We start from the raw sequence: 21,171 nt of genomic DNA, 5'->3' as shown, positions 1-21,171 counted from the left end.
TACCCATAGATGAAACATTTGTTACTGGCCACCGCTGCCGGTCTGGGGCTTTTTCAGAGCCCGGTCGTTCAGGCATCACCACCCGTCAGGGCCGTTTCGCCCGCCGATGACGACATCCGGTTCTGCGGCGAACAACTCCCAACCTATCTACCCACCGTATCGCAGCGCTGGCAACGGACCATCGTCCGGCGCGCCCGGTCTACCGACGATCTGCTGGCGATTCAACGGCAGGCAGCGGCGATTTTCCCGATTATCGAACCGATTCTGGAGCAGTACGGGATTCCCAAAGACCTGAAATACCTGGCGCTGGTTGAAAGTGAACTCGAAACCCACGCCCTCTCGCGCAAGGGGGCAGCGGGCCTGTGGCAGCTGATGCCGCAAACGGCCCGCAAAATGGGGCTGAGCGTCAGGCGCCGGAACGACGAGCGCTACGACATCCGCAAGGCCACACACGCGGCCTGCCAGTACCTCTGGGCGCTTTATCGCCAAACCGGCTCGTGGATGCTGGCCGCGTCGGCCTACAACGCGGGTCCGTCCTACGTTGCCCAACTCACGAAGCAATACCCGGCCGAGCACCCGCTGATGTTGCCCTTTGCCAAAGCCGAGACCCAGCAATACGTGTATCAGGCACTGGCTTATAAGGAACTGCTCACCCGCCCGGCCGCCTACGATTACCTGCTGAACAGCCAGACGGTGCTGGCCCTCAGCCAGCACACGGAGGTTCTCTCGCCCAGTGAGCGCACCAACATCCTGTCGGCACTGGAGACGCCTCACCCCGAAGTTGTCAGTGAACGCGTTGCCGAAATGTCGTCGTCGGCACTGGCCAACTCAACGGTGTTATTGAGCAACGATGATCGCCCAACCGAGGCGTCGTCGGCTGCGCCCGTCGTTACCCCAGGCACCAGTCGGAAAGTAACGGCCCGCCCGGCGACGACGCCGGTAGCCGCCGCCAAGATCGTCGCCTCGGAGCCATCGCTGGCGCCACACCGCTGGCCTGCCGTACAAACGCGCAGCTTTAGCCAGGACAAAGTGCGCGAGGGGCAGATGTATGTGTTTGAGGTGACCTCAGCGCAGACCATCGACGGGCAGACCCTGCAAATTGGTGATCTGGTCTACGCGTTCATCGAGCTCATCGAACCCACTTCGGGGCGGATCTACCTGCGGGCCGACCGCGTGATGTCGTCGCAAACACGCGAGACACTGCCGATCAAACTCATTGCGGTTGGGCAGGGTAATAAACCCGGCGTACAGATGCCACTGCGCGAAGAAATGGCCAACGGCTGGCAATTGGCCTGGCAAAAGTTATAAGCCTTTATCGTTTTTTCTGTAGAGGGGGTGCCGGGGTAAGCCGCGCACCTCCTTTTTGTTTGGTATCTTGATCCCGCTTTTCAGCTTGTGACCTTATGCGCTTCTCAACCCGCTTCCTGCTTTACACAGGTACGTTCCTGACCGCCTTTGCCGCATCGGCAATGTACCCAGCCCTGGCTCAAAGCCGCCCCAGCGGCAACGCTTTCGTGCGTGACAGCCTCGATACCTACATCCGCCGCGGTATGGCCGACTGGCAAATTCCGGGCCTGGCTATTGCCATCGTGAAAGATGGGAAAGTAGTGGTTTCCAAAGGGTATGGCGTGCGGGAAATTGGGGGCAAAGAGCCGGTCGACGAAAACACGCTTTTCCTGATTGCGTCCAACACCAAACTGTTCACCGGCACCGCCATCGCCAACCTCGACGCGCAAAAGAAGCTTTCGCTCAGCGACAAGGTCACGAAACACCTGCCCGATTTCCAGCTGTATGATCCGGCCGCCACGCAACTCGTGACGGTGCGTGACTTGCTCAGCCACCACCTCGGCACCAAGACCTTTCAGGGCGACTTCACCTTCTGGGACACCGACCTACCCCGTGCCGAAATCATCCGCCGGATGCGGCTGCTCAAACCACCGGGCCAGTTTCGGCAGGATTATGGCTATTGTAACTCGGGTTTCCTGACGGCGGGCGAGCTGATCCCGAAGGCAACCGGGCAATCGTGGGAACAATACGTTGAGCAGACCCTCGTGCGTCCGTTGGGCATGACCAACACGTACATGCTTACGCAGGGCGCCGAAAGCCGACCCAACGTAGCCCGCCCCTACACTAGTAATTTCGGCTCGTTGCAACGCCTGCCCTACGATCAGGTCGATAACCTTGGCCCGGCGGGTAGCATGGTCTCGTGCGTGAAAGACCTCAGCCACTGGCTTATGATGCAGCTTGACAGTGGCCGTTTCGAGGGAAAACAAATTGTACCCTGGGCCGTGGTGCAACGTACCCGCACGGGTACGACCCTGGTGAGCACCCGCAAATCGAGCTGGCTGCCGATGCACTTTCAGGCCTATGGGTTAGGCGTTTTTCAGGCCGACTACGCTGGTCGGCAAATTTACTGGCACACGGGCGGGGCCTTTGGTTTCGTCACCAACACCTGCTTTGTGCCCGAAGAGAAACTGGCGATCACGATCCTGACCAACAACGACAACCAAAGCTTTTTTGAAGCCCTGCGTTACCAACTGCTCGACGCCTATCTGGGCGTACCGTACACCAACCGAAGCGCATTTTTACTGAAAGACGCCCGGGCCGAGCAGGCGCAACAGACCAAACAACTGGCTGATATGCAGGCCCGTGTGCTGAAGCGCAGTCCACTCCCTCTCCCGATTGCGGCCTATGTGGGTACGTTCACCAACGAGTTGTACGGCACCGTTACGATCAGAGCGGTCGAGACGGGGTTGCGGATGTCGTTTGCGCATCACCCCGGCCTGACTGCCCAGCTCGACTACATGGATGGACAGACCTTCCGGCTCCGGTACAGCAATCAGGCCTTTGGCATCTTCCCACTGACCTTCACTATCACCGATGGCAAAGCGACCGGTTTCGACCTTAAAGCGAGTGATTTTGTCGAATACGACGCCTATTCGTTTACCCGATAACGTACCTAACGAGTCTATCCGTCGGGCCAACTGAACCAACCGATTCACCCATGCCACTCTCACGCCCGGCCGCTGCCGAACACAGCCCGTATTACGGCACCTACATCAACCTCATTCCCGAAGGCGCCGACCCGCTTGTGTTGCTGCGGGAGCAACCCACCACGCTGAAAGCCCTCTTGGCGCCGCTCTCCGACGAGCAGGCGCTGTTCCGCTACGCACTGGGTAAATGGAGCATCAAAGAAGCGTTGGTGCACATCATCGATACGGAGCGGATATTCGCTTACCGGGCACTGCGCATCGGGCGCGGCGATCAAACGCCCCTGCCCGGCTTCGATCAGAACGACTACGTACCGGAGTCGGGCGCCGATGCCCGATCGTTGGCCGACATCTGGGCGGAGTACGATGCCGTCAGGGCGGCCACGCTTACCCTGCTCACCAGCTTCCCCGACGCGGCTTTTGACCGCATCGGCACGGCCAGTAACGGCCCCATGAGCGTACGGGCGCTGGCTTACATACTACCCGGCCACGAGGCTAACCACATCGCCGTTTTCCGCGAGCGTTACTTGCCTGCGTTGGTTCAGTAAACCCACTTCAGGGCTTTCTTGAGGGCATCGGGCAGGTTATCGGAGATGGTATCCACCCACACCGACTTATTGACCCGGCTGGCCGTTGGGTACGGGTAAATTTTGTTGAAAAACGCGCTGATCGGAAGGCCCTGCTGGTTGGCCAGAATCAGTTCCTGAATCAGCTCGCCCGCGTTGGGTGCGACCACCGTGCCGCCCAGCACTTTCCGGCTGAAGGGATTCAGGCCCGCCGGTTCAACCAGCAGCCACATGCGGGCGTATTCGTAGTCTTCTACTACGGCGCGGTCATCTTTGCCAAAATCATACTCGATGGTGTCGAAGTCGATACCGCGTTGGGTGAGTTGTTCGGCCAGAAGGCCAAACGTGGCTACTTCTGGGTCGGTGAAAGTAACCCACGAAAAATGGTCGTAGCTGAGCTTTTTGTCAAATACCGGCGTGATGAAATTGCTCACCAGCAGCGAGGCGTGCACCTCGGCACCGTGCGAAAAATACCGCTCGCCGGCTGGCGCAGCGGCCGCTGCATCGCCTGCTACAAACACGTGGGGGTTGGTCGTTTGCAACAGATCGTTGATCACAATCCGGCCCTTCTCGTCCACATCGATACCCGCCGCTGGTAAGTTAAGCGCCGAATGGTCAAACGTGCGCCCGATGGTGGCCAGCACCACGTCAAACGACTGCTCGATTCGCTGTTTGTCAGGCCCCTCAATCTGGGCCGTATGGGCATCGGTGAAGGCGGTAACACGGCTGTTGAGGTGAAACGTGATACCTTCCTGCTCAAGGCGTTGCTGCAACAGGGCCGAGGCAGGCGGTGGTTCTTTGCTCAGAATCCGTTCTTCGCGCCCGACCACGGTCACGTCGCTACCCAGCCGGGCAAAAGCCTGCGCCATCTCGATTCCGTTTGGCCCCGCCCCAACGACCAACAGTCGACTGGGCAGCGTAGTCAGGCCGAAAATGGTCTGGTGCGTCTGCACATCGACCTGCTCCACGCCAGCGGCCTCAAGCGGTTGCGGTTTGGAGCCCGTGCAGAGGACGATATTTTTGGCCGTCACCGACTGCCCGTTGATCTCGATGGTTTCGTTGTCCAGAAAACGCGCCGTCCCAATCGCGACATCGAGGTGTTCGGTGGCCCGCAGGTAGGCCGCGTTTTCGTGGACCCGAATCACGTCCTGCTTCTCGCGCACGTAGGCCATCACCTTTGCCAGATCTACCGAATCACCCGTAGTGATCCCGAAGGCGGTCGCCCGCTTGGCCTGATGCACCTGTCGACTTACGTGAATAAGTGCCTTGCTGGGTACGCAACCGTCGTTGAGGCAGTCGCCCCCGACACGGTGTTCGTCGCGCTCGATGAGCAAGACCGAAAAGCCTAGTCGGCGCATGGCGATGCTGACGCCCAACCCGGCCGAACCGGCCCCAATAATTAAAATATCGTAGTGTGTTTGCATGGTCTAGTAGGGTGCCTTTCGGCTCCTGTCTACTATAACCAAAACGAGTGCGGCTAGTCCTCCCGCTGGCTAAGGTTTTCGACGTAAAAGCGGAAGCCCGCAAACGCCACCAGCAGAATACCCGCTACCCAGGCCAGCCCGCCCCAGCTCACATATACCCACTCGCCCCGCTGCCAGGCGTTCATGGCCGACAGCACCAGCAATACAATACCGATCGACATCACGAAGGCATTGATCAGGGCGCGGTTGTAGGCCCGGCGCAGATCGTAGGCACCATACGCCTGGTTGCGATCGGCAAAAACAATATCGTCCAGAGTCATCTGATCGAGGTCTTCATCGGTCATTACCAGGGCATCCTGATGCTTGTGGCGCAGGTACGTCACGGGGTTATGATCAGCCTCGAGCTGCACCTTATGCAGTGCTGATTCAAACGGCAGGCCGATCCACATATAATGCTCGACTTCCTGAGCGAGCAATGGCAATAAAACGCTGGTTTGCCTCGGTGTGGCCCCTGACCGTTGCAGGTGCGTCCTGAGTTGAGCAAGTTGGGGAGATGTCAAGCTTTTCATCGGTCCAGGGTTGAGGTGCGCTGGTAAATAAAGAAGATGCCGAAACGGGCAAATTTCATAGCGAAGCTACGTGATTTGTTGGTTCTTCACACACAAATGTACGGAACGGCGTAAGCCTGCTACGCAGCAATTTTTGTACCTAAAAGTAGTAGGTTTAGCCCACCAATCACCAATAAGTCATGCGTAATCAGTTTTGTATCCAAAAGGGTATCGTTGCGACGAGCTTTTTCTGCCTTTTCACGACCCTTGTGGCATCGGCACAAACCGCCCCCATCAACGCCGATACGGTAAAAGCCGGCCAATACGACATGGGGAAGATGTGGACCTTCGACACCCCACCCGCCGACTATTTCAAGAAAACGTATGGCTTCACCCCCGACGAAAAATGGTTTGAGGAAGTTCGGCTGGCGTCATTGCGCTTTGCCGATTATTGCTCGGCCTCGTTTGTGTCGGCCAACGGGCTAGTGATGACCAACCACCACTGCGCCCGCGAGTCGGGAACGGGGGTGGCCCGCAAAGGCGAAGACCTCAACGCCACCGGCTTTTTTGCCAAAACACCCGCCGAGGAGCGCCGCGTCGAGGGGCTGTTTGTCGATCAGCTCGTGAAGCTGGAAGACATAACCAAACGGGTGCAGGATGCCATTTCGGCGGCGGGCACCGACAATCAGGCACAGTTACAGGCCCGCGAAAAAGCCCTCGACGAGCTCAAAGCCGAATACACGCAGAAACCCGGCTGGAAAGGGCTCGAACTCCAGACGATTACGTTTTACGATGGCGGGCGTTATTCACTTTACGGCTTCAAACGCTACACCGACGTGCGGCTGGTGTTTATGCCCGAACTGCAACTGGGCTTTTTTGGCGGCGACCCCGACAATTTCACGTACCCACGCTACGCCCTCGACTGCTCGTTTTTCCGGGTCTACGACGGGGGAAAACCACTAAAGACAACGCACTTTTTCAAATTTAACCCCAACGGCATTCGGGAGGGCGAGCCCACGTTTGTTACGGGTAACCCCGGCAGCACCGAACGGCTCAAAACCGTGGCCGAACTCGAGCTGGACCGCGACCTGCGCCTGCCCCAGATGCTCACCCTGCTGCGCAACCGCTCCAACGCCCTGCAAGCCTACAACGCAACAGTCAAGAGCGACAGCATCCTGAACGAAATCTTCAACCTGGAGAACAGCTACAAAGCCAGCAAAGGGCAGCTCGACGGCCTGCGCGATCCGTATCTGCTCGCGCGTAAAGCCGCCTTTGAGAAACAGTTCAAAGCCGACGCGGCCAAGAAAGGGCTACCCACCGATACCTGGGATGCCCTTGCTACCGACGTGGCCAAGCTACGCCAGAGCTTCAACGACTACGCCTACCTGGCCCCCAACCCGCTGTCGTTGGGCGAGACGGCCACCTTTGCCATGACGTTGGGGCTGATTGCCGAAGCAGCGTCGTTCAACCCGCAGGTGATGGAGCAAGCCCGGGGGCTAATCGACGAACTGCCCCGCCCGAAGAGTCGCGCCCTCGAAACGGCTTATCTGGCAGCCCACCTGACCGAAGCGCAAGCCGCCCTCAGCAATGACGATCCGTACGTTAAGGCCGCGCTTACCGGCCCGGATGGCAAGACACGTACCCCGGCCGAAGCCGCCACGTACCTGCTGACCAACACGCAGTTGACCAAGCGCGACGTGGTGGAGAAGTTGCTGGGCGGCGATGCCAAAGCTATCACCCAATCAACCGACCCGCTGCTGGCGCTGGGGCGAATTGGCGGTCAGCGGTTTCTGGTGGCCAACAGCCTGGTCCGCGACCTCAACACCCGCGATCAGGTGCTCCGCAGCCAGCTGGGCCGAGCGTTGTTCGATACCTATGGCACCACAATTCCGCCCGATGCGACCTTCTCGCTGCGGATCAACGATGGCGTGGTGAAAGGATATCCGTACAACGGCACGCAGGCCCCCATCATGACCACCTTCGCCGGGCTGTATGACCGCAACTACTCGTTCCGCAACAAAGCCCCCTGGAACCTGCCCGCCCGCTGGATGAACCCACCCGCCGAGCTTCTGAAGCAGCCCATGTGCTTTATTTCAACCAACGACATCATCGGTGGCAACTCGGGCAGCCCGATGATCAACAAAAACCGGGAAGCGGTAGGGCTGGTTTTCGACGGGAATATGGAAAGCCTGCCTGGCTCCTTTATCTTCGTGCCCGACCTCAACCGGGCGGTTTCTGTCCACGCCGGAGGCATTGTAGCCGCCTTACGCTATATCTACAAAGCCGACCGCCTGCTGCTGGAATTGACGGGTAAGTAAGCATGGGGCATGGGTTAGGGGTGATTTTACCCCTAACCCATGCCCCACGTCCCCAGCCCCTTGCCCCATGCTTTCTTTTATGATTGACAAACGCGCTGAATACGAACGCATGTTTCGGGCCGAGCAGACGCTCTGGTGGTACCGGATTCTCCACGAAAAAGTGAGCGAGCAGCTTCAGCGTCAGTTTCCCGGCCAAACCGACATAGCCATTCTCGACGCAGGCTGCGGTACGGGCGGGCTGCTGCTCCATCTTCAGCAACAGGGCTACACCCAGTTGGAAGGCTTCGATTTCTCGGCCGATGGGGTAGCGTTTTCGCAGTCGAGAGGACTACGCATCAGCCACCACGACATTCGGAACCTGGCCGACTACGTACCTGACAAACGTTTCGACGCGATCATTTGCAACGACGTGCTGATGTACATATCCGACGAAGCGGCCGCTTCGGTCTTGCAAACCGTTCGGCAGCGGCTCAAGCCCAACGGATTGCTTATCAGCAACAACAATGCGTTCGACGCCTTCATCGGCATTCACGATTACACGGTGGGCGGGCCCAAGCGCTTTGTGCTGAGCGACATACGCCAGTTTGCGACCAAAGCGGGTCTACATATCCGCTACGCCACCTATTGGAGCCTGCTACTATCCCCACTGATTCTGGCCATTCGGAGCTGGCAACGCTTTCAGATCCGGCGTGGCTGGGTCGATCTCAGCCAGGCGACTTCCGACGTCGACGTACCCAGCGCACCGGTCAACCGGCTTTTGTACAGCCTCGTAAAAGCCGAAGGGGCCTTATTAAAAAAGCTCCCTTTCGGGAGCTCGCTCTTTACGGTCATGCAGGCCTGACGCGCCTATTTCGGAGCCATACGGATAGCGCCATCCAGCCGGATTACCTCGCCGTTGAGCATGGGGTTCTCCACGATGCTTTTGGCCAGCAACCCATATTCGGTCGGGCGGCCCAACCGCGACGGAAACGGCACCTGCTGCCCCAGCGACAGCCGGGCTTCTTCGGGCAGGCCCGCCAGCAGCGGCGTCTCAAACAGGCCCGGCGCGATCGTCATCACCCGAATCCCTGACTTGGCCAGATCGCGGGCAATGGGGAGCGTCATGCCCACGATGCCGCCTTTCGAAGCCGAATACGCGGCCTGTCCAATCTGTCCATCGTAGGCGGCAACCGAAGCCGTGTTGATCAGCACCCCGCGTTCACCTTCCTCGTTGGGTACGTTCTTTTCCATCGCAAATGCCGCCAGCCGGATCACGTTGAATGTCCCGATCAGGTTGATTTCAATCGTACGGCGGAACGCGTCGAGCGCATGCGGGCCGTACTCGCCATTCACTTTACCCAACGTTTTCCGGGCCTCGGCAATGCCCGCGCAACTGACGGCAATATGCAGCGCACCGAAGGTCCCGACCGCCAGATCGACCGCCTGCTGCACATCGGCTTCGCTGACAACGTTGGTCAGGGCGAACCGAACCCGGTCGCCCAATTCGGCTACCAGCGCGTTGCCCCGATCCTGATTCAGATCGGCGATGATGACGTTGGCACCAGCCGCGTGAAAGGCCCGTACGGTGGCTTCGCCCAAACCCGAAGCGCCCCCCGACACGAGGGCCGTAGCTTGTTGTAAGTTCATGAAGAAGTGTTTTGGTTTCCTGTCCGCCGTTGGCTACCGTGCCCAAGGAGAGCTGGCAGTACACCGTGAACAGTGAATTGTTTGTGAGCAAAAATAGTAAGGCGGTGGCTACTAGCTGGCTCGCAACTACCAGCAGACGACTAACAACGTACCTGAATGGTTAATCGGCCTACTATTGCCGAGCTTACCGCGCCAATTCAAGTGTTCTTATTAATGCTGTAGACCTCTTTTTCATCGAGAATGCTAACCATAAACAGCACAAGCCCAAAGCAAATAAGATAATTACTACTTTTTTTATCACTCCAATAAGGCTATAAACCCGTATACATACAGCTTTACTCCTGATTCTGTCTCGCACTGACACCAGAAGAATAGCTGTTTGTACGCATATACGTTGCACACCAAGAAACAGTCTACGTATTTTATAGGATGTATAGAATAGCTAATTATACTAGTTAGTACCTCGACTCAGTTGATCATCTGTAAGGCACTATACCTAACTACACTTAACTGTTTTGCCAACGGCAGGCAATGGCTGCACTCTGTCATAAAGGCCAGCCCGCTTCTGCCTGTTGGCGAGGGAATCAGCGACGAGTTGAGCTCCTGGTTTTACAGAATGGCCCTCAACTCATCCCAGTGACGAATGGTATAGGTGGCAGGCTCCTCAACGACCTCCCCCTTCGGATTGTAGAACACAGTGTCAAGTCCAACCGCCTTCGCGCCGAGCACGTCGGCCTCGTAATTATCGCCCAGCATCAGGCTCTCGGCAACGGTGGCACCGCTTACGTTCAGCGCGTAGTCGAAAATGAGTGGGTTCGGCTTTTTGGCGTTGGCCTCGGCCGTGGTGACCACATGCTCGAAAAAATGAGCAATGTCGGCCGAGGCCATCTTTACCGCCTGAATTTCAGCAAATCCGTTGGTGATGATGTGCATTCGGTAACGGCCATGCAGGTACTCTAGCAACTCGCGGGCGGCGTCGGTCAGGTGGGCTTTCTGGGGCAGTAGCCGCAGGTAGTCGGTATTCAAATCGGCGCAGCCACTCACGTCATCAACGCCCAGCGACTGAAGCACCAGCGGAAACCGATTCTGCCGGATGTAGTCGTGCGTAATCAGGTCGCGGTCGTAGTCGTACCAGAGTTTTTTATTGATGACAATGAACTGCTCAGCGAACTGATCGGCCGATGCAATGCCCCGTTCGTGGAGGCGATGCGTTTCGTACAGTTCAGCGATGGATTCCGCCGAATTCCGATCGAAATCCCAGAGTGTATGATCGAGGTCAAAAAAAAGATGTGTATACATACAGCAACAAGCCGTTGGTCATTAATCACCAGCCAATGCCGGGCAACCCCTCGTCGGGATCGGTCACCGCCCGGTGACCAATGACCAACTACTCACTTAAACGTCGAGGGCCAGCCGCTCGACAACCTCGTTGCCGACCAGATGCTTTTCAACCAACTCAGGTACGTCGGCCAATTGGACATTTCCGTAGTAGGTGCCTTCTGGATACACCACCACCGCCGGCCCGAAGGCGCAGGCATCCAGACAACCCGAGGGTTGCGCCCGAATACTTTTTTGCAGGCCGCGCTGCGTCAGTTCCTGCCGGAAAGCAGCCACCAAAGCGGCCCCATGCTCAGCGCCACAGCATTTTTTAGGCGCTTCTTTCTGATTGGTACAAATGAAAACGTGCTTCTGAAATTTCATACGTTTGGCAGTATGTCAATATTTTCTGTGGCGAAGGTAGCCCACAGGGGGCGATTAAACCCTAGAGGCCATTATTTATCCAATTATTAGTTGGCGCCACGCAACCGTAGAATCGGATTTCTCGTATATTGGTACGTTATTCGCTCTACAATTGGCGTTAGGGTCGCCAATCCGCAAAAATACCGTCAGCGACTCTTGTAAAATTTGGATAGGTTTTGTTACTTTGATAAGAAGTCAGGCCGATCACATTAAAACTTAATCCGGAACACACTATCGACAAAATCCTCTACGTTACCTAATTGTCTTTCTGAAATGGAAAAAGCCCAGGTTAACGACAGTGAGCTGATTTCGTCGTACATCCGTGGTAGTGAGAAAGCCTTTGAAAAACTCGTTCATCGGCATAAGAGTAAGGTCTATACAACCATTTACCTGATTGTAAAAGACCAATACATAGCCGAAGACCTGATGCAGGACGCCTTTATCAAAGCCGTCGATACCATCAAATCAGGTCGTTATAACGAAGAAGGCAAGTTTCTGCCCTGGATTATCCGTATTGCTCACAATCTGGCGATCGACTATTTCCGGCGAGATAAACGCTACCCCAACGTAGTGTTTGAAGACGGAAGCAACGTGTTTAACACGCTCGAATTTGCCGAAGACTCAGTAGAGGCGGTGCAGATTCGGCGCGAGACACACGAGCATCTGCGCGAGCTGATTCAGCGATTGCCCGAACAGCAACGGCAGGTGCTAATTATGCGGCACTACGAGGAAATGAGTTTCCAGGAGATCGCCGATGCGACCGGAGTCAGCATCAACACCGCTTTGGGACGTATGCGTTATGCTTTAATTAACCTGCGTAAGCAATTAAGCAAACGTCCTACAAGCTATGACAAAAACGTTTACCCAAGATGATGTAATCCGGTATGTCTACGAAGAGACTTCCGAAGAGGAAAATGTACTGATCGAAGAAGCCCTGATGGCTGAACCCACCTTGATGGGATTCTTCATGGACGCCCTTGAGCTACGTTCGCTCATGGACAAGATCAGCCGGACACCCCGCCCCTCGACCGTCGAGACGATCCTTTCTTACTCTACCAACCATCCTTTATCCCAGTTGCGAAACCCGACCGGCGTTGCGTAACTGGGCTTTTTTGTTTTGCAGCTACCATTGAAAATGCTGACGTCTGGCTGGGCATCCCCGGCTATGCGTCAGCATTTTTTGTAAGTTGCTTTCCTGTTTTCCTGCATCCATGAATCAACTTCCTCTTCGAGTCAGTCTTCGAACTAGCCTCCGGGCCTGCGCCTTGCTTAGCGCCTTTGCCGTATCGTATCAAACTACCCCAGCGCTCGCCCAACCCAAACCGGGCAGGCGGGCTACCGCGACGGTTACAGCCACAACGCCGGCCATGCCCGAGCAGCAACTCACCAAAGCCGAACTGGAAGCCCATCTGCGCTTTATCGCGTCGGATGAGTTGCAGGGACGCCGGACGGGTTCACCGGGCAATATGGCCGCTGCCCGCTACATTGCCGAGCAGTTTCGCCTGCTGGGCCTGAAGCCAGCCGCCGAAAACAACAGCTTTTTCCAGCCGGTGGCCTTGCAACGTACCCAGCCCACGGCGTCGGGCCGGATTCGCTTTGGCAGCGATTCGCTTCAGTTAGGCAACCAATTTGTCATCATGAGTGGCGGGGCAATCAACCAGACAGCCCCCAGCGTTTACGTCGGCTACGGCCTGACCCCCGACGACTACGCCAGCAAAGACGTAAAAGGCAAGTTTGTGATCACGCAGGTCGGTTCGGCTGAAGCCAAGACGCCCCGCGAGCTAATGGGGGCCATGACGACCAAACGTAAACTCGCTGCCGAGCGGGGCGCACTGGGCGTAATCGAGCTATTTGCCTCACCAACCGCACCCTGGGCGTTTGTCAATCGCTATTTCAACAGCGAACAACTGGCGCTGGCGCCTGCTGGCGAATCGGCCGATCAGCCGCAGTTGCTACACATCTGGGCCGATAACGGCAAAGGGCAGTTGAGTGCCTTAAAAGACAACGCGGCCGTAACGGTGCAATCGTCGGGACGGGTGGCCAAACCCGTACAGGCCGTCAATGTGGCGGGGATCATCGAAGGCACCGACCCGACCTTGAAAGCCGAATACGTGCTGCTCACGGCCCACTTCGACCATATCGGTGTTGGCAAACAGGGCGGTAGCCCCACCACGCCCACCGACACTATTTTTAACGGAGCCCGCGACAACGGCATGGGTACGGTAGGCTTATTGGCCGCTGCCAAAACGTTAATGCAGCAAAAACCCAAACGGTCGGTGATCATCGTGGCGCTCACGGGCGAGGAAGTGGGCCTATTGGGTAGCCGGTATTACGCCGAACACCCGTTGGTCCCTCTGAAGCAAACCATCTTCAACTTCAACATCGACGGGGCGGGCTATAACGACACTAAGTTGATATCAGTTATTGGCCTCGACCGCACCGGTGCACGGGCCGAAATCGAGCAGGCTGCCGGTACGTTCGGATTGTCAGTTTTTGGCGATCCGGCGCCCGAACAGGGGCTGTTCGATCGGTCAGACAACGTCAGCTTTGCAGCCAAGGGGATTCCCGCTCCTACGCTGTCGGAGGGGTTCAAAGCCTTCGACGAAGAGCTGATGAAGAATTACCATCAGGTATCTGACAACCCGGATACGATCGACTACGACTACCTACTGCGCTTTTGCCAGGCCTACGCCCGGGCCGCCCGCCTCATCGCCGACCGGCCCACGCGGCCGTTCTGGGTCGCGGGCGATAAGTATGAAGCGGCCGGTAAAGCGTTATACAAGTAGACACTCAGTTGGTTACGGCGTAGTGGTATAAACCAAATGCGGCGACCCTACGTTATGACTCTAAACACCTTTTTCCCATGCTGCTAAAGGCCCTCTTTATTCTCACCCTGCTCATCGTTTTTGTACCGCCAGTACGCCGTTTCTTATTCTATCTGCTGGTAGGTAGGCAGTTAGTGAAAGAACAGCGCCGGCAGTATGAACGCAACGCCCCCATTCGGGAAGGCGAAACCCGCGTCACGCCGAAGCCCGGCCGCCGGGATGGTTCGTCGATGAAGGGCGGTGAATACGTTGATTACGAAGAAGTGAAATAGCCCAACCAACTGACTTTAACACATTTTAACGAAGCCCACGCCACAAGCGTGGGTTTTTGTTTTGGCTAACCCCCACCAAATCAACTAGATGCTGTTTGGACAATTTATTGATCCGTTGTTAATTTATAGGTCGGGTGGCCGCAAAAACCAAACTATTTATGGGCTGCTACACGTTTTCCAATTAGCCAACCGTTGTTAAAAACAACCTTTTATCCCGTTCTCATGACGTTTTTTCGCGTGGCCGCTGTCGGCCTGATGTCTACTTTTTTCATTACCAACCACGCCTTTTCACAAACCCGGAAAGCAGTACCCGCCCGCCCGTCGACACCGGCCCGTTCGGCCGCTACGCGCCCCGCCACTTCGGCTGGCCCCAAAGCAACGCTGACCAACAGTAACGACTCTTTGAGCTATAGCATCGGCTACAGCATTGCCCAAAGCCTGAAGCAGCAGCGCCTGAACGACGTCAACACCAGTATACTCGCGCAGGCGATCAACGACGCGCTCAAAGGCCAGAAGCTGGCCATCGATGAAGGGCAGATGCAGCAGATCATGATGGGCTACATGCAGAAACAGCAGATGAGCCGCATGGCCGAGCAGTCGAAAGCTGCCGAAGGAAACAAAAAGATGGGGGCGGCGTTCTTAGCTGAAAACAAATCAAAGCCGGGTGTGCAAACCACAGCCAGCGGATTGCAGTACAAAATTGAGAAAGAAGGCACCGGGCCAAAACCCACCGCCACCGATCGGGTTAAAGTACATTATACAGGTACGTTGCTCGATGGCAAAGTGTTTGATAGTTCAGTACAGCGCGGGGAACCCGCTGAGTTTGGCGTAACGGAAGTGATCAAGGGCTGGACGGAAGTGCTGCAACTGATGCCCGTTGGCTCGAAGTGGAAAGTGTTTATCCCATCTGACATTGCCTACGGCGATCGGGGGGCGGGTAGCGATATCGGCCCGGGCTCGACGCTCGTTTTTGACATTGAATTGTTGGACATTGTAAAAACAAATTAAGCAGGGAGCGCGGGGCTTCAGGCAGAGTGTCTTTTTACTCTTGCTGGTAGCATACCGACCCATTGCCTCAGACCCCGCGCCCTCTGCCTTTTCTCCATGCGTAAATACCTGATCACCCTGATTCCCGTGCTGATGCTGAGCTTTCAGCCGGATTCGCGAACGGCCTCCGCGCCGGTTACGTCGCAAACGGGTTACGCACCCGCGCCCGATGATCTTAAACCTACTGTTACGCAGGAACGCGTTGAACAGGTAGTGACGCAGTTGTTGACTCGCCACCACTATCGGAAAGTTCGCCTCAGCGACTCCCTCTCGGCAGTGGTATGGGACAACTACCTGAAGAATATGGATCCCAGCCGCGTGTACCTGCTGGCATCGGATATTGCTTCGTTCGAGAAATACAAAAACCAGATCGACGACGCCCTGGTGAATGGCGACCTGACAGCGGCCTTCGACATGTTCAATGTGTATCGTCGGCGGGTGGGTGAGCGTAACGATTACGTCAAGCAATTGCTGACGAAGCCGTTTACCTTCACCGAAGACGAGAGCTACAACGTCGACCGCGAGAAAGCACCCTGGCCGAAAGATGCGGCGGAAGTGAACGACATCTGGCGGAAGATGCTCAAGAACCAGGCGCTGGAGCTGAAACTGGCCGGCAAAGCTGACACCGCCATTACGACGCTGATGACGAGCCGTTACAAAAACATCACCAAGAACATGGGCCGCATCAAGAGCGAAGACGTGTTCCAGATGTACATGAACGCGTTCGGCGAAGCGCTCGATCCACATACCAACTACCTGGCTCCACGGGCGGCCTCGCTCTTCAACGAAGAGATGAGCCAATCGCTGGAAGGCATTGGTGCCCGGTTGCAGGAAGATGGTGAGTACATCAAGATTTCGGATCTGGTACCGGGTGGTCCTGCCTTCCGCAGCAAGCAGTTTACAGCGGGCGATAAGATCACGGGTGTAGCGCAAGGGGATAACGGCCCGATGGTCAGTGTCATTGGCGTTCCCGTCGACGAAGCCGTTAAACTCATCAAAGGCCCTAAAGGCACGGTGGTTCGGCTTCAGGTGAAAAGCGCGACGGCACTCGCTACCGATGGTCCGAAAGAGATTCGGATTGTGCGGGAGAAAGTGAAGCTCGAAGAGCAGCGTGCGCACAAGGAGATCCTCGACATCACCGAAGATGGTCACCCGTATAAACTGGGGGTTGTGAACATCCCGCTGTTTTACCGCGATTTTGAAGGCGCCCGCCGCCGCGAAGCCGATGTGGCCAGCACGACGACCGACGTCAAACGGATCATCGATTCGCTGAAACTGGCGAAAGTAGATGGTATCGTAATCGACCTGCGCGGCAACGGCGGTGGTTCGCTCTATGAAGCCATCAACCTGACGGGTTTGTTTATCCCGAAGGGGCCGGTGGTTCAGGTACGTGATTCAGGCGGCGACACGGAGGTGATGGCCGACTCGGACCCCGGCGTGACGTATGATGGTCCGTTGGCTATTCTGGTTGACCGGTTCAGCGCATCAGCCTCGGAAATCTTTGCTGCGGCCATTCAAGACTACAAGCGTGGTATCATCGTCGGTGGCCAGACCTTTGGTAAAGGCACCGTGCAAACGCTCATCGATCTCGACAATATGCTGCCGAAAGAGCAGGATAAAGTAGGGCAGGTAAAAATGACCGTGCAGAAGTTTTACCGCATTAACGGTAGCAGTACGCAGCATAAGGGCGTGACGCCTGATATCGAGTTCCCGTCGCGTTTCTCGGCAGAAGACTACGGCGAAAGCTCGCAGCCCAGCGCCCTGCCGTGGGATCAGATCAACCCGACGCGGTTTGACGCAACCAACTTCATCAGCGACCGGCTGACGACCCGCCTGCGCGACAAGTACGAGCAGCGCCTGAAAACCGATTCGGATCTGAAGCGTGAAGCGCAGGCCGTGCTTGAGTTCAAGAAGGCCAAGGAAAACACGACGGTGTCGTTGCTGGAAAGCAAGCGGAAGAAAGAAAAGGAAGAAGCCGAGAAGAAAGTCGCTGGCACGAACAAGCCTGCCTCAACGCCCGGTGCAGAAGCCCCCGAAGTAGCTAAGCCTACCAAGAAGAAAGATGCCTTCCTAACCGAAGCGGGCCGGATTCTGGCCGATATGATTGCCTTTCAGGGCAACAAGCCGAGCCTGACCAAGACCGGCGGGCAGTAGCTTAACTCCCTTTCAATCAAACCTATAAGGCTTTAAAAACCTTATAGGTTTTTTTATGCCCAGCTTATAACGCAAAAAGCCCCTCGGTTGCGAGGGGCTTTCTGTAAGCGGTGGCGAAGTGATTACTTCGCTGAGTCTGACGCCATTGATGTTGACTCAGGAGCCATCATCGTCGTGTCGGTTGACATGCTGCTAGCAGACGTGTCAGTTGACATCATTGACGTAGTGTCGGTCGTAGTCGTAGTCGACTCAGCTTTCTTTGATTCACAAGAAGTAGCCAGAGCGATAACTGAGAGAGCGAAGATTGCTGATTTTGCGAAGCCTTTCATGGTCGTAATTTGTTTAGCGGTGATTAGTTAACTTTCCATCCATTAATACCGGGGCGTGGAGAAGGTAACCCACCTTTTTTCAAAAATTTTTATCTTTTTTTCTGGGTTACCCTTTTACCCAAATGCGTATTAACGATTGAGCAGTTGATGAGCGAAACAACGCGGTTGGCCGCGACCGATGAGGATCTCCTAATCGGGCTGGCGGAAGGGGCAGATAAGGCATTGCATCAGCTCTATCGGCAACATTACCCGATGATTGCGCAGTTGGTAATGGCCAACAGCGGATCAGCCGACGACGCACAGGACATTTATCAGGAAACCCTGATTGTGTTGTACGAGAAGGTAGTGAGTGGCGATTTTACCTTGCATTGCCAGTTGAAGACGTACCTGTACGCCGTGGCACGACGATTGTGGTTGAAGCAGTTGGCCAGGCAGGGACGGTCGCCGATGATCAGGACTGATTTTCTGACGCAAGAGCCCGTTGAGGCGATTGCCAACGATATGGCCGATCACGAGCAACGCGATCAGCAGTTTGAGCAGATGGCGACCTCGCTGGATCAGTTGGGCGAACCCTGCCGAACGCTGCTCGAAGATTTTTATATCCGGCACCTCTCCATGAATGCCATTGCGGAGAAGTTCGGTTATACCAATTCAGATAATGCCAAAACGCAGAAGCATAAATGCCTGACGCGGTTGCGGCGAATATTTTTTACCCACTACAAAGAAGAATGATATGAACGCCAACGATTTAGACCCTATTGAAGGCGCCCTCCGCGACTATGGTCGGCGGCTGGCCTTCAAAGAAAAGTTGGCCCACGTTCATCAGCAACTGGCGGACGAAGGGCTACTCGACAACGCGCCGCCAACACGCGGCACGCAGGTACGTACCTGGTGGCAGGCACACCGGCCTACGTTGGCAGTCGCCGCCGCCGTGGCGATTCTGACTACCTTTGCTACCATCAGCCTGTACCGGTCTTACCAGACGGGCCACAAGCAGGATCAGCAGTACAGCACGATGATGCGGAACATCGCGGTGCTGCAACAGACCCAAACCAAGCTGCTGAACAACCTCAGCGGTCGGGGGCGGGTATTCCAGCAGAACCCCGGTCAGGTGGCGGGCTCGGGCTTCCTGCTCACAACGGCGGGGCTGATGGTGACTAACAACCACATTGTGCAGGGCGCCGACTCGGTGTACGTACAGAGTCAGCAGGGGGTGGTCTACAAAGCCCGACTCGTTCACAGCGACCCGACGCACGACCTGGCGTTTCTCGACATTGGTCAGGATACCGCCTTCCATGCCCTGCCACCTATTCCGTATGTGTTCAACGCCCGGCCATCGGACCTTGGCGAGCGCGTATTCACACTCGGCTACCCGCGGGAAGAAATTGTTTATGGCGAAGGTTACCTGAGCTCAGGTACAGGCTACCGTGGCGACTCAGCGGCGTACCAAGTAGCCATCAGCGTGAACCCGGGTAACTCGGGGGGGCCGCTTCTCGATGAAAACGGCAGCGTTATTGGTATCATCACTGCTAAACAGTTGACGTCTGAAGGTGCTACGTTTGCCGTGAAAACAGGCATCCTGCTCGACGCCCTCAACACGATTTCGCCCGATTCACTCAAAGGCAATCCGCTGGCGCTTAATCATAAAAACCGCATGACCCGCCTGTCGCGCAAGCAACAGATTCGGCAGATGCAGGGTTACGTGTATCAAGTGAAAGTGTTCAAGCACTAGTTTAAAACTACCCTAAAACGAAAAGGCAACCTGAACGGGTTGCCTTTTCGTTTTAGGAGCTTCTTGCTGTTTACCCCAGTAGCCACCGGAGAATCCAGAACAGGGTAGCGGAAAGCAGAATGGCAGCCGGGAGAGTCAGCACCCAGGCGAGTGCGATACTCTGCACGGTTTTAGCCTGCAAATTCTTGATTCCTTTGCTCGCCACCATGGCCCCCGCAATACCCGACGACAGCGCGTGTGTGGTGCTAACGGGTGCTTTAAAGCCGGGAATCAAGCCCGAAGCCAGCCCAATCGTGGTGGCGGCAACCAACTCGGCCGATGCCCCCTGCGCGTAGGTCAGGTGCGATTTACCAATCTTCTCCCCTACCGTTACCACAATCCGTTTCCAGCCGATCATGGTGCCAAAGCCCAGCGACAGGGAAATCATCAGGATGACCCAGAAGGGCGCATGGTCGGTGTATTTACGAAGGCCTTCTTCTTCAATCGTGGCGGCTTTGGACAGCGCTGATTTGTCGGCGGCGCTCAGCTTAACGCTTTCACTGCCGATCAGCGCTTTCACGTTACTGCTGATGGTAAGCAGCGCCTTCCGAATCAGGATAGCGTCTTTCTGTGGATACGTTCCACTGGTCACCACCGGGCGCAGGTTAGCAAGGCTGGTGTCAATTTTCTGGATACGTTCCAGTTCTGATTTAGCCAGCTGCGATTTATCAATGGCACCAATTTTCTGCTCAACAACCGCTAAGTCGGGTTGTAGCTGCTTGATGTCGAGACGGGTATCGATGGAAAAGTATGTGGGCAGAATCCCGATTAGGATCAGCATGAGCAGCCCGATGCCTTTCTGCCCGTCGTTGCGGCCATGAAAGAAACTAACCAGCGTACAGGTGATAATGAGCAGGATCCGAATCCAGCCGGGCGGGGTCTGTCCAGGATGTGGTTCGTCGAAAATCTGCTTGCGAATGGGTCGGCTCAATACGCGCCGCAACACAAACATCAGAATAACGGCGAGACTAAAGCCAATGAGCGGAGACAGGAACAAGGCCAGAAAAACCTCTTTCGCCTTGTCCCAGTTGACAGCCGCGACGCCCATCGTGTTTTCGGGAAGTAGCGCAAAGCCCAGTCCCACGCCCAGAATGGCGCCAATGAGTGTGTGCGAACTGGAGGCGGGCAGGCCAAAATACCAGGTGCCGAAGTTCCAGATAATGGCCGACAGCAACAGCGCCAGCACCATCGCGATACTATGATACACGTTCTGGTCGACCAACAGTTCAACGGGAAGCAGGTTGACGATACTCATACCGACCCCTACGCCGCCCGTCACAACGCCAATAAAGTTGACAATCCCCGACCAGACAACGGCCTGCGTGGGTTGAAGCGAATTGGTGTAAATGACGGTGGCAACGGCGTTGGCAGTATCGTGAAAGCCGTTGATGAATTCGAAGGCTAGTGCGGCGAGGACGCAAAGAGCCAAGAGGAGAAAAATGCCGGTCTCTAAGCCGAACATAGTGGATAGCCGTTAATTACCGTTATCAGGCAGTGGGTTCGCCTGCAAAGGTCCGCTAATCCGTTGGGTAGTCTACCCCCTCCTATATTAAGAAATTGT

The 21,171-nt window shown here is 56.0% G+C and carries 19 protein-coding genes; 13 read left to right on the top strand and 6 right to left on the bottom strand.

Annotated features, from left to right (window positions below; translation table 11 throughout):
* The first annotated feature begins 9 nt into the window (after positions 1 to 9).
* The 3 genes from FAES_RS06600 to FAES_RS06590 all read left to right on the top strand — a co-directional run bounded on the left by FAES_RS06600 (position 10) and on the right by FAES_RS06590 (position 3,538).
* Complete coding sequence (locus FAES_RS06600; protein ID WP_015330425.1) at positions 10 to 1,308, top strand: lytic transglycosylase domain-containing protein; 1,299 nt, start codon at positions 10 to 12, stop codon at positions 1,306 to 1,308.
* Positions 1,309 to 1,403: 95 nt separating this feature from the next.
* Entirely contained in the window at positions 1,404 to 2,954 is a 1,551-nt protein-coding gene (locus FAES_RS06595) for a serine hydrolase (protein WP_015330424.1), read from the top strand.
* Positions 2,955 to 3,004: 50 nt separating this feature from the next.
* Positions 3,005 to 3,538 (top strand): DinB family protein, encoded by a 534-nt coding sequence (locus FAES_RS06590; RefSeq protein WP_015330423.1) that lies wholly within the window; start codon positions 3,005 to 3,007, stop codon positions 3,536 to 3,538.
* Here FAES_RS06590 and FAES_RS06585 read toward each other — a convergent pair.
* Positions 3,532 to 4,980 (bottom strand): dihydrolipoyl dehydrogenase family protein, encoded by a 1,449-nt coding sequence (locus tag FAES_RS06585; protein WP_015330422.1) that lies wholly within the window; start codon positions 4,978 to 4,980, stop codon positions 3,532 to 3,534. The genes FAES_RS06590 and FAES_RS06585 overlap by 7 nt on opposite strands.
* A gap of 53 nt (positions 4,981 to 5,033) precedes the next feature.
* On the bottom strand, positions 5,034 to 5,549 hold the full coding sequence (locus FAES_RS06580; protein WP_015330421.1) for a hypothetical protein: 516 nt from the start codon (positions 5,547 to 5,549) through the stop codon (positions 5,034 to 5,036).
* Between the two features lie 179 nt (positions 5,550 to 5,728).
* Between FAES_RS06580 and FAES_RS06575 the strand changes: the two genes are divergently transcribed.
* Positions 5,729 to 7,846: a S46 family peptidase gene (locus tag FAES_RS06575; RefSeq protein WP_015330420.1), complete on the top strand. Its 2,118-nt coding sequence runs from the start codon at positions 5,729 to 5,731 to the stop codon at positions 7,844 to 7,846.
* Positions 7,847 to 7,913: 67 nt separating this feature from the next.
* Positions 7,914 to 8,687, top strand: coding sequence for a class I SAM-dependent DNA methyltransferase (locus FAES_RS06570; protein WP_015330419.1), 774 nt, complete (start codon positions 7,914 to 7,916; stop codon positions 8,685 to 8,687).
* A 5-nt stretch (positions 8,688 to 8,692) separates the two neighbouring features.
* Here the strand turns inward: FAES_RS06570 and FAES_RS06565 are convergent, their stop codons facing one another.
* The 3 genes from FAES_RS06565 to FAES_RS06555 all read right to left on the bottom strand — a co-directional run bounded on the left by FAES_RS06565 (position 8,693) and on the right by FAES_RS06555 (position 11,173).
* Positions 8,693 to 9,472, bottom strand: coding sequence for a 3-hydroxyacyl-CoA dehydrogenase (locus FAES_RS06565; protein WP_015330418.1), 780 nt, complete (start codon positions 9,470 to 9,472; stop codon positions 8,693 to 8,695).
* A gap of 609 nt (positions 9,473 to 10,081) precedes the next feature.
* Positions 10,082 to 10,771 (bottom strand): YjjG family noncanonical pyrimidine nucleotidase, encoded by a 690-nt coding sequence (locus tag FAES_RS06560; protein WP_015330417.1) that lies wholly within the window; start codon positions 10,769 to 10,771, stop codon positions 10,082 to 10,084.
* 96 nt (positions 10,772 to 10,867) lie between these two features.
* Entirely contained in the window at positions 10,868 to 11,173 is a 306-nt protein-coding gene (locus FAES_RS06555) for a (2Fe-2S) ferredoxin domain-containing protein (RefSeq protein WP_015330416.1), read from the bottom strand.
* A 312-nt stretch (positions 11,174 to 11,485) separates the two neighbouring features.
* Here FAES_RS06555 and FAES_RS06550 point away from each other — a divergent pair, with 312 nt between their 5' ends.
* The 8 genes from FAES_RS06550 (at position 11,486) to FAES_RS06510 (ending at position 19,571) form a co-directional block, all read left to right on the top strand.
* Positions 11,486 to 12,085, top strand: coding sequence for an RNA polymerase sigma factor (locus FAES_RS06550; RefSeq protein ID WP_015330415.1), 600 nt, complete (start codon positions 11,486 to 11,488; stop codon positions 12,083 to 12,085).
* Positions 12,060 to 12,314, top strand: coding sequence for a hypothetical protein (locus FAES_RS06545; protein WP_015330414.1), 255 nt, complete (start codon positions 12,060 to 12,062; stop codon positions 12,312 to 12,314). The genes FAES_RS06550 and FAES_RS06545 overlap by 26 nt, the downstream gene beginning before the upstream one ends.
* A gap of 109 nt (positions 12,315 to 12,423) precedes the next feature.
* On the top strand, positions 12,424 to 13,998 hold the full coding sequence (locus FAES_RS06540) for a M28 family peptidase (RefSeq protein WP_015330413.1): 1,575 nt from the start codon (positions 12,424 to 12,426) through the stop codon (positions 13,996 to 13,998).
* A gap of 77 nt (positions 13,999 to 14,075) precedes the next feature.
* On the top strand, positions 14,076 to 14,309 hold the full coding sequence (locus tag FAES_RS06535) for a hypothetical protein (RefSeq protein WP_015330412.1): 234 nt from the start codon (positions 14,076 to 14,078) through the stop codon (positions 14,307 to 14,309).
* A gap of 222 nt (positions 14,310 to 14,531) precedes the next feature.
* Positions 14,532 to 15,317, top strand: coding sequence for a BamJ family beta-barrel-assembly machinery protein (gene bamJ / locus FAES_RS06530; protein WP_015330411.1), 786 nt, complete (start codon positions 14,532 to 14,534; stop codon positions 15,315 to 15,317).
* Between the two features lie 96 nt (positions 15,318 to 15,413).
* A complete protein-coding gene (locus FAES_RS06525) occupies positions 15,414 to 17,510 on the top strand; it encodes a carboxy terminal-processing peptidase (RefSeq protein WP_015330410.1) in 2,097 nt (698 codons plus the stop codon).
* A 476-nt stretch (positions 17,511 to 17,986) separates the two neighbouring features.
* Entirely contained in the window at positions 17,987 to 18,571 is a 585-nt protein-coding gene (locus tag FAES_RS06515) for an RNA polymerase sigma factor (protein WP_015330409.1), read from the top strand.
* A gap of 1 nt (position 18,572) precedes the next feature.
* Positions 18,573 to 19,571 carry a S1C family serine protease gene (locus tag FAES_RS06510; RefSeq protein WP_015330408.1) on the top strand — a complete coding sequence of 333 codons (999 nt, stop codon included), beginning with the start codon at positions 18,573 to 18,575 and terminating at the stop codon, positions 19,569 to 19,571.
* 70 nt (positions 19,572 to 19,641) lie between these two features.
* On the opposite strand, the gene FAES_RS06505 is transcribed toward FAES_RS06510, so the two are convergent.
* Positions 19,642 to 21,072 carry an inorganic phosphate transporter gene (locus FAES_RS06505; RefSeq protein ID WP_015330407.1) on the bottom strand — a complete coding sequence of 477 codons (1,431 nt, stop codon included), beginning with the start codon at positions 21,070 to 21,072 and terminating at the stop codon, positions 19,642 to 19,644.
* Positions 21,073 to 21,171 lie beyond the last annotated feature (99 nt).

The organism is Fibrella aestuarina BUZ 2 (genome assembly GCF_000331105.1).
Lineage (GTDB): Bacteria > Bacteroidota > Bacteroidia > Cytophagales > Spirosomataceae > Fibrella > Fibrella aestuarina.
The sequence above is the reverse complement of the archived record's forward strand: the minus strand, read 5'-3'. Positions and strand labels throughout refer to the sequence as shown.

What these genes read in the sequence shown, in the direction of transcription:
- FAES_RS06600 (WP_015330425.1), top strand. Translation starts at nt 10, where the DNA reads ATGAAACATTTGTTACTGGCCACCGCTGCCGGTCTGGGGCTTTTTCAG.
- FAES_RS06595 (WP_015330424.1), top strand. Translation starts at nt 1,404, where the DNA reads ATGCGCTTCTCAACCCGCTTCCTGCTTTACACAGGTACGTTCCTGACC.
- FAES_RS06590 (WP_015330423.1), top strand. Translation starts at nt 3,005, where the DNA reads ATGCCACTCTCACGCCCGGCCGCTGCCGAACACAGCCCGTATTACGGC.
- FAES_RS06585 (WP_015330422.1), bottom strand. Translation starts at nt 4,980, where the DNA reads ATGCAAACACACTACGATATTTTAATTATTGGGGCCGGTTCGGCCGGG.
- FAES_RS06580 (WP_015330421.1), bottom strand. Translation starts at nt 5,549, where the DNA reads ATGAAAAGCTTGACATCTCCCCAACTTGCTCAACTCAGGACGCACCTG.
- FAES_RS06575 (WP_015330420.1), top strand. Translation starts at nt 5,729, where the DNA reads ATGCGTAATCAGTTTTGTATCCAAAAGGGTATCGTTGCGACGAGCTTT.
- FAES_RS06570 (WP_015330419.1), top strand. Translation starts at nt 7,914, where the DNA reads ATGCTTTCTTTTATGATTGACAAACGCGCTGAATACGAACGCATGTTT.
- FAES_RS06565 (WP_015330418.1), bottom strand. Translation starts at nt 9,472, where the DNA reads ATGAACTTACAACAAGCTACGGCCCTCGTGTCGGGGGGCGCTTCGGGT.
- FAES_RS06560 (WP_015330417.1), bottom strand. Translation starts at nt 10,771, where the DNA reads ATGTATACACATCTTTTTTTTGACCTCGATCATACACTCTGGGATTTC.
- FAES_RS06555 (WP_015330416.1), bottom strand. Translation starts at nt 11,173, where the DNA reads ATGAAATTTCAGAAGCACGTTTTCATTTGTACCAATCAGAAAGAAGCG.
- FAES_RS06550 (WP_015330415.1), top strand. Translation starts at nt 11,486, where the DNA reads ATGGAAAAAGCCCAGGTTAACGACAGTGAGCTGATTTCGTCGTACATC.
- FAES_RS06545 (WP_015330414.1), top strand. Translation starts at nt 12,060, where the DNA reads ATGACAAAAACGTTTACCCAAGATGATGTAATCCGGTATGTCTACGAA.
- FAES_RS06540 (WP_015330413.1), top strand. Translation starts at nt 12,424, where the DNA reads ATGAATCAACTTCCTCTTCGAGTCAGTCTTCGAACTAGCCTCCGGGCC.
- FAES_RS06535 (WP_015330412.1), top strand. Translation starts at nt 14,076, where the DNA reads ATGCTGCTAAAGGCCCTCTTTATTCTCACCCTGCTCATCGTTTTTGTA.
- bamJ (WP_015330411.1), top strand. Translation starts at nt 14,532, where the DNA reads ATGACGTTTTTTCGCGTGGCCGCTGTCGGCCTGATGTCTACTTTTTTC.
- FAES_RS06525 (WP_015330410.1), top strand. Translation starts at nt 15,414, where the DNA reads ATGCGTAAATACCTGATCACCCTGATTCCCGTGCTGATGCTGAGCTTT.
- FAES_RS06515 (WP_015330409.1), top strand. Translation starts at nt 17,987, where the DNA reads ATGAGCGAAACAACGCGGTTGGCCGCGACCGATGAGGATCTCCTAATC.
- FAES_RS06510 (WP_015330408.1), top strand. Translation starts at nt 18,573, where the DNA reads ATGAACGCCAACGATTTAGACCCTATTGAAGGCGCCCTCCGCGACTAT.
- FAES_RS06505 (WP_015330407.1), bottom strand. Translation starts at nt 21,072, where the DNA reads ATGTTCGGCTTAGAGACCGGCATTTTTCTCCTCTTGGCTCTTTGCGTC.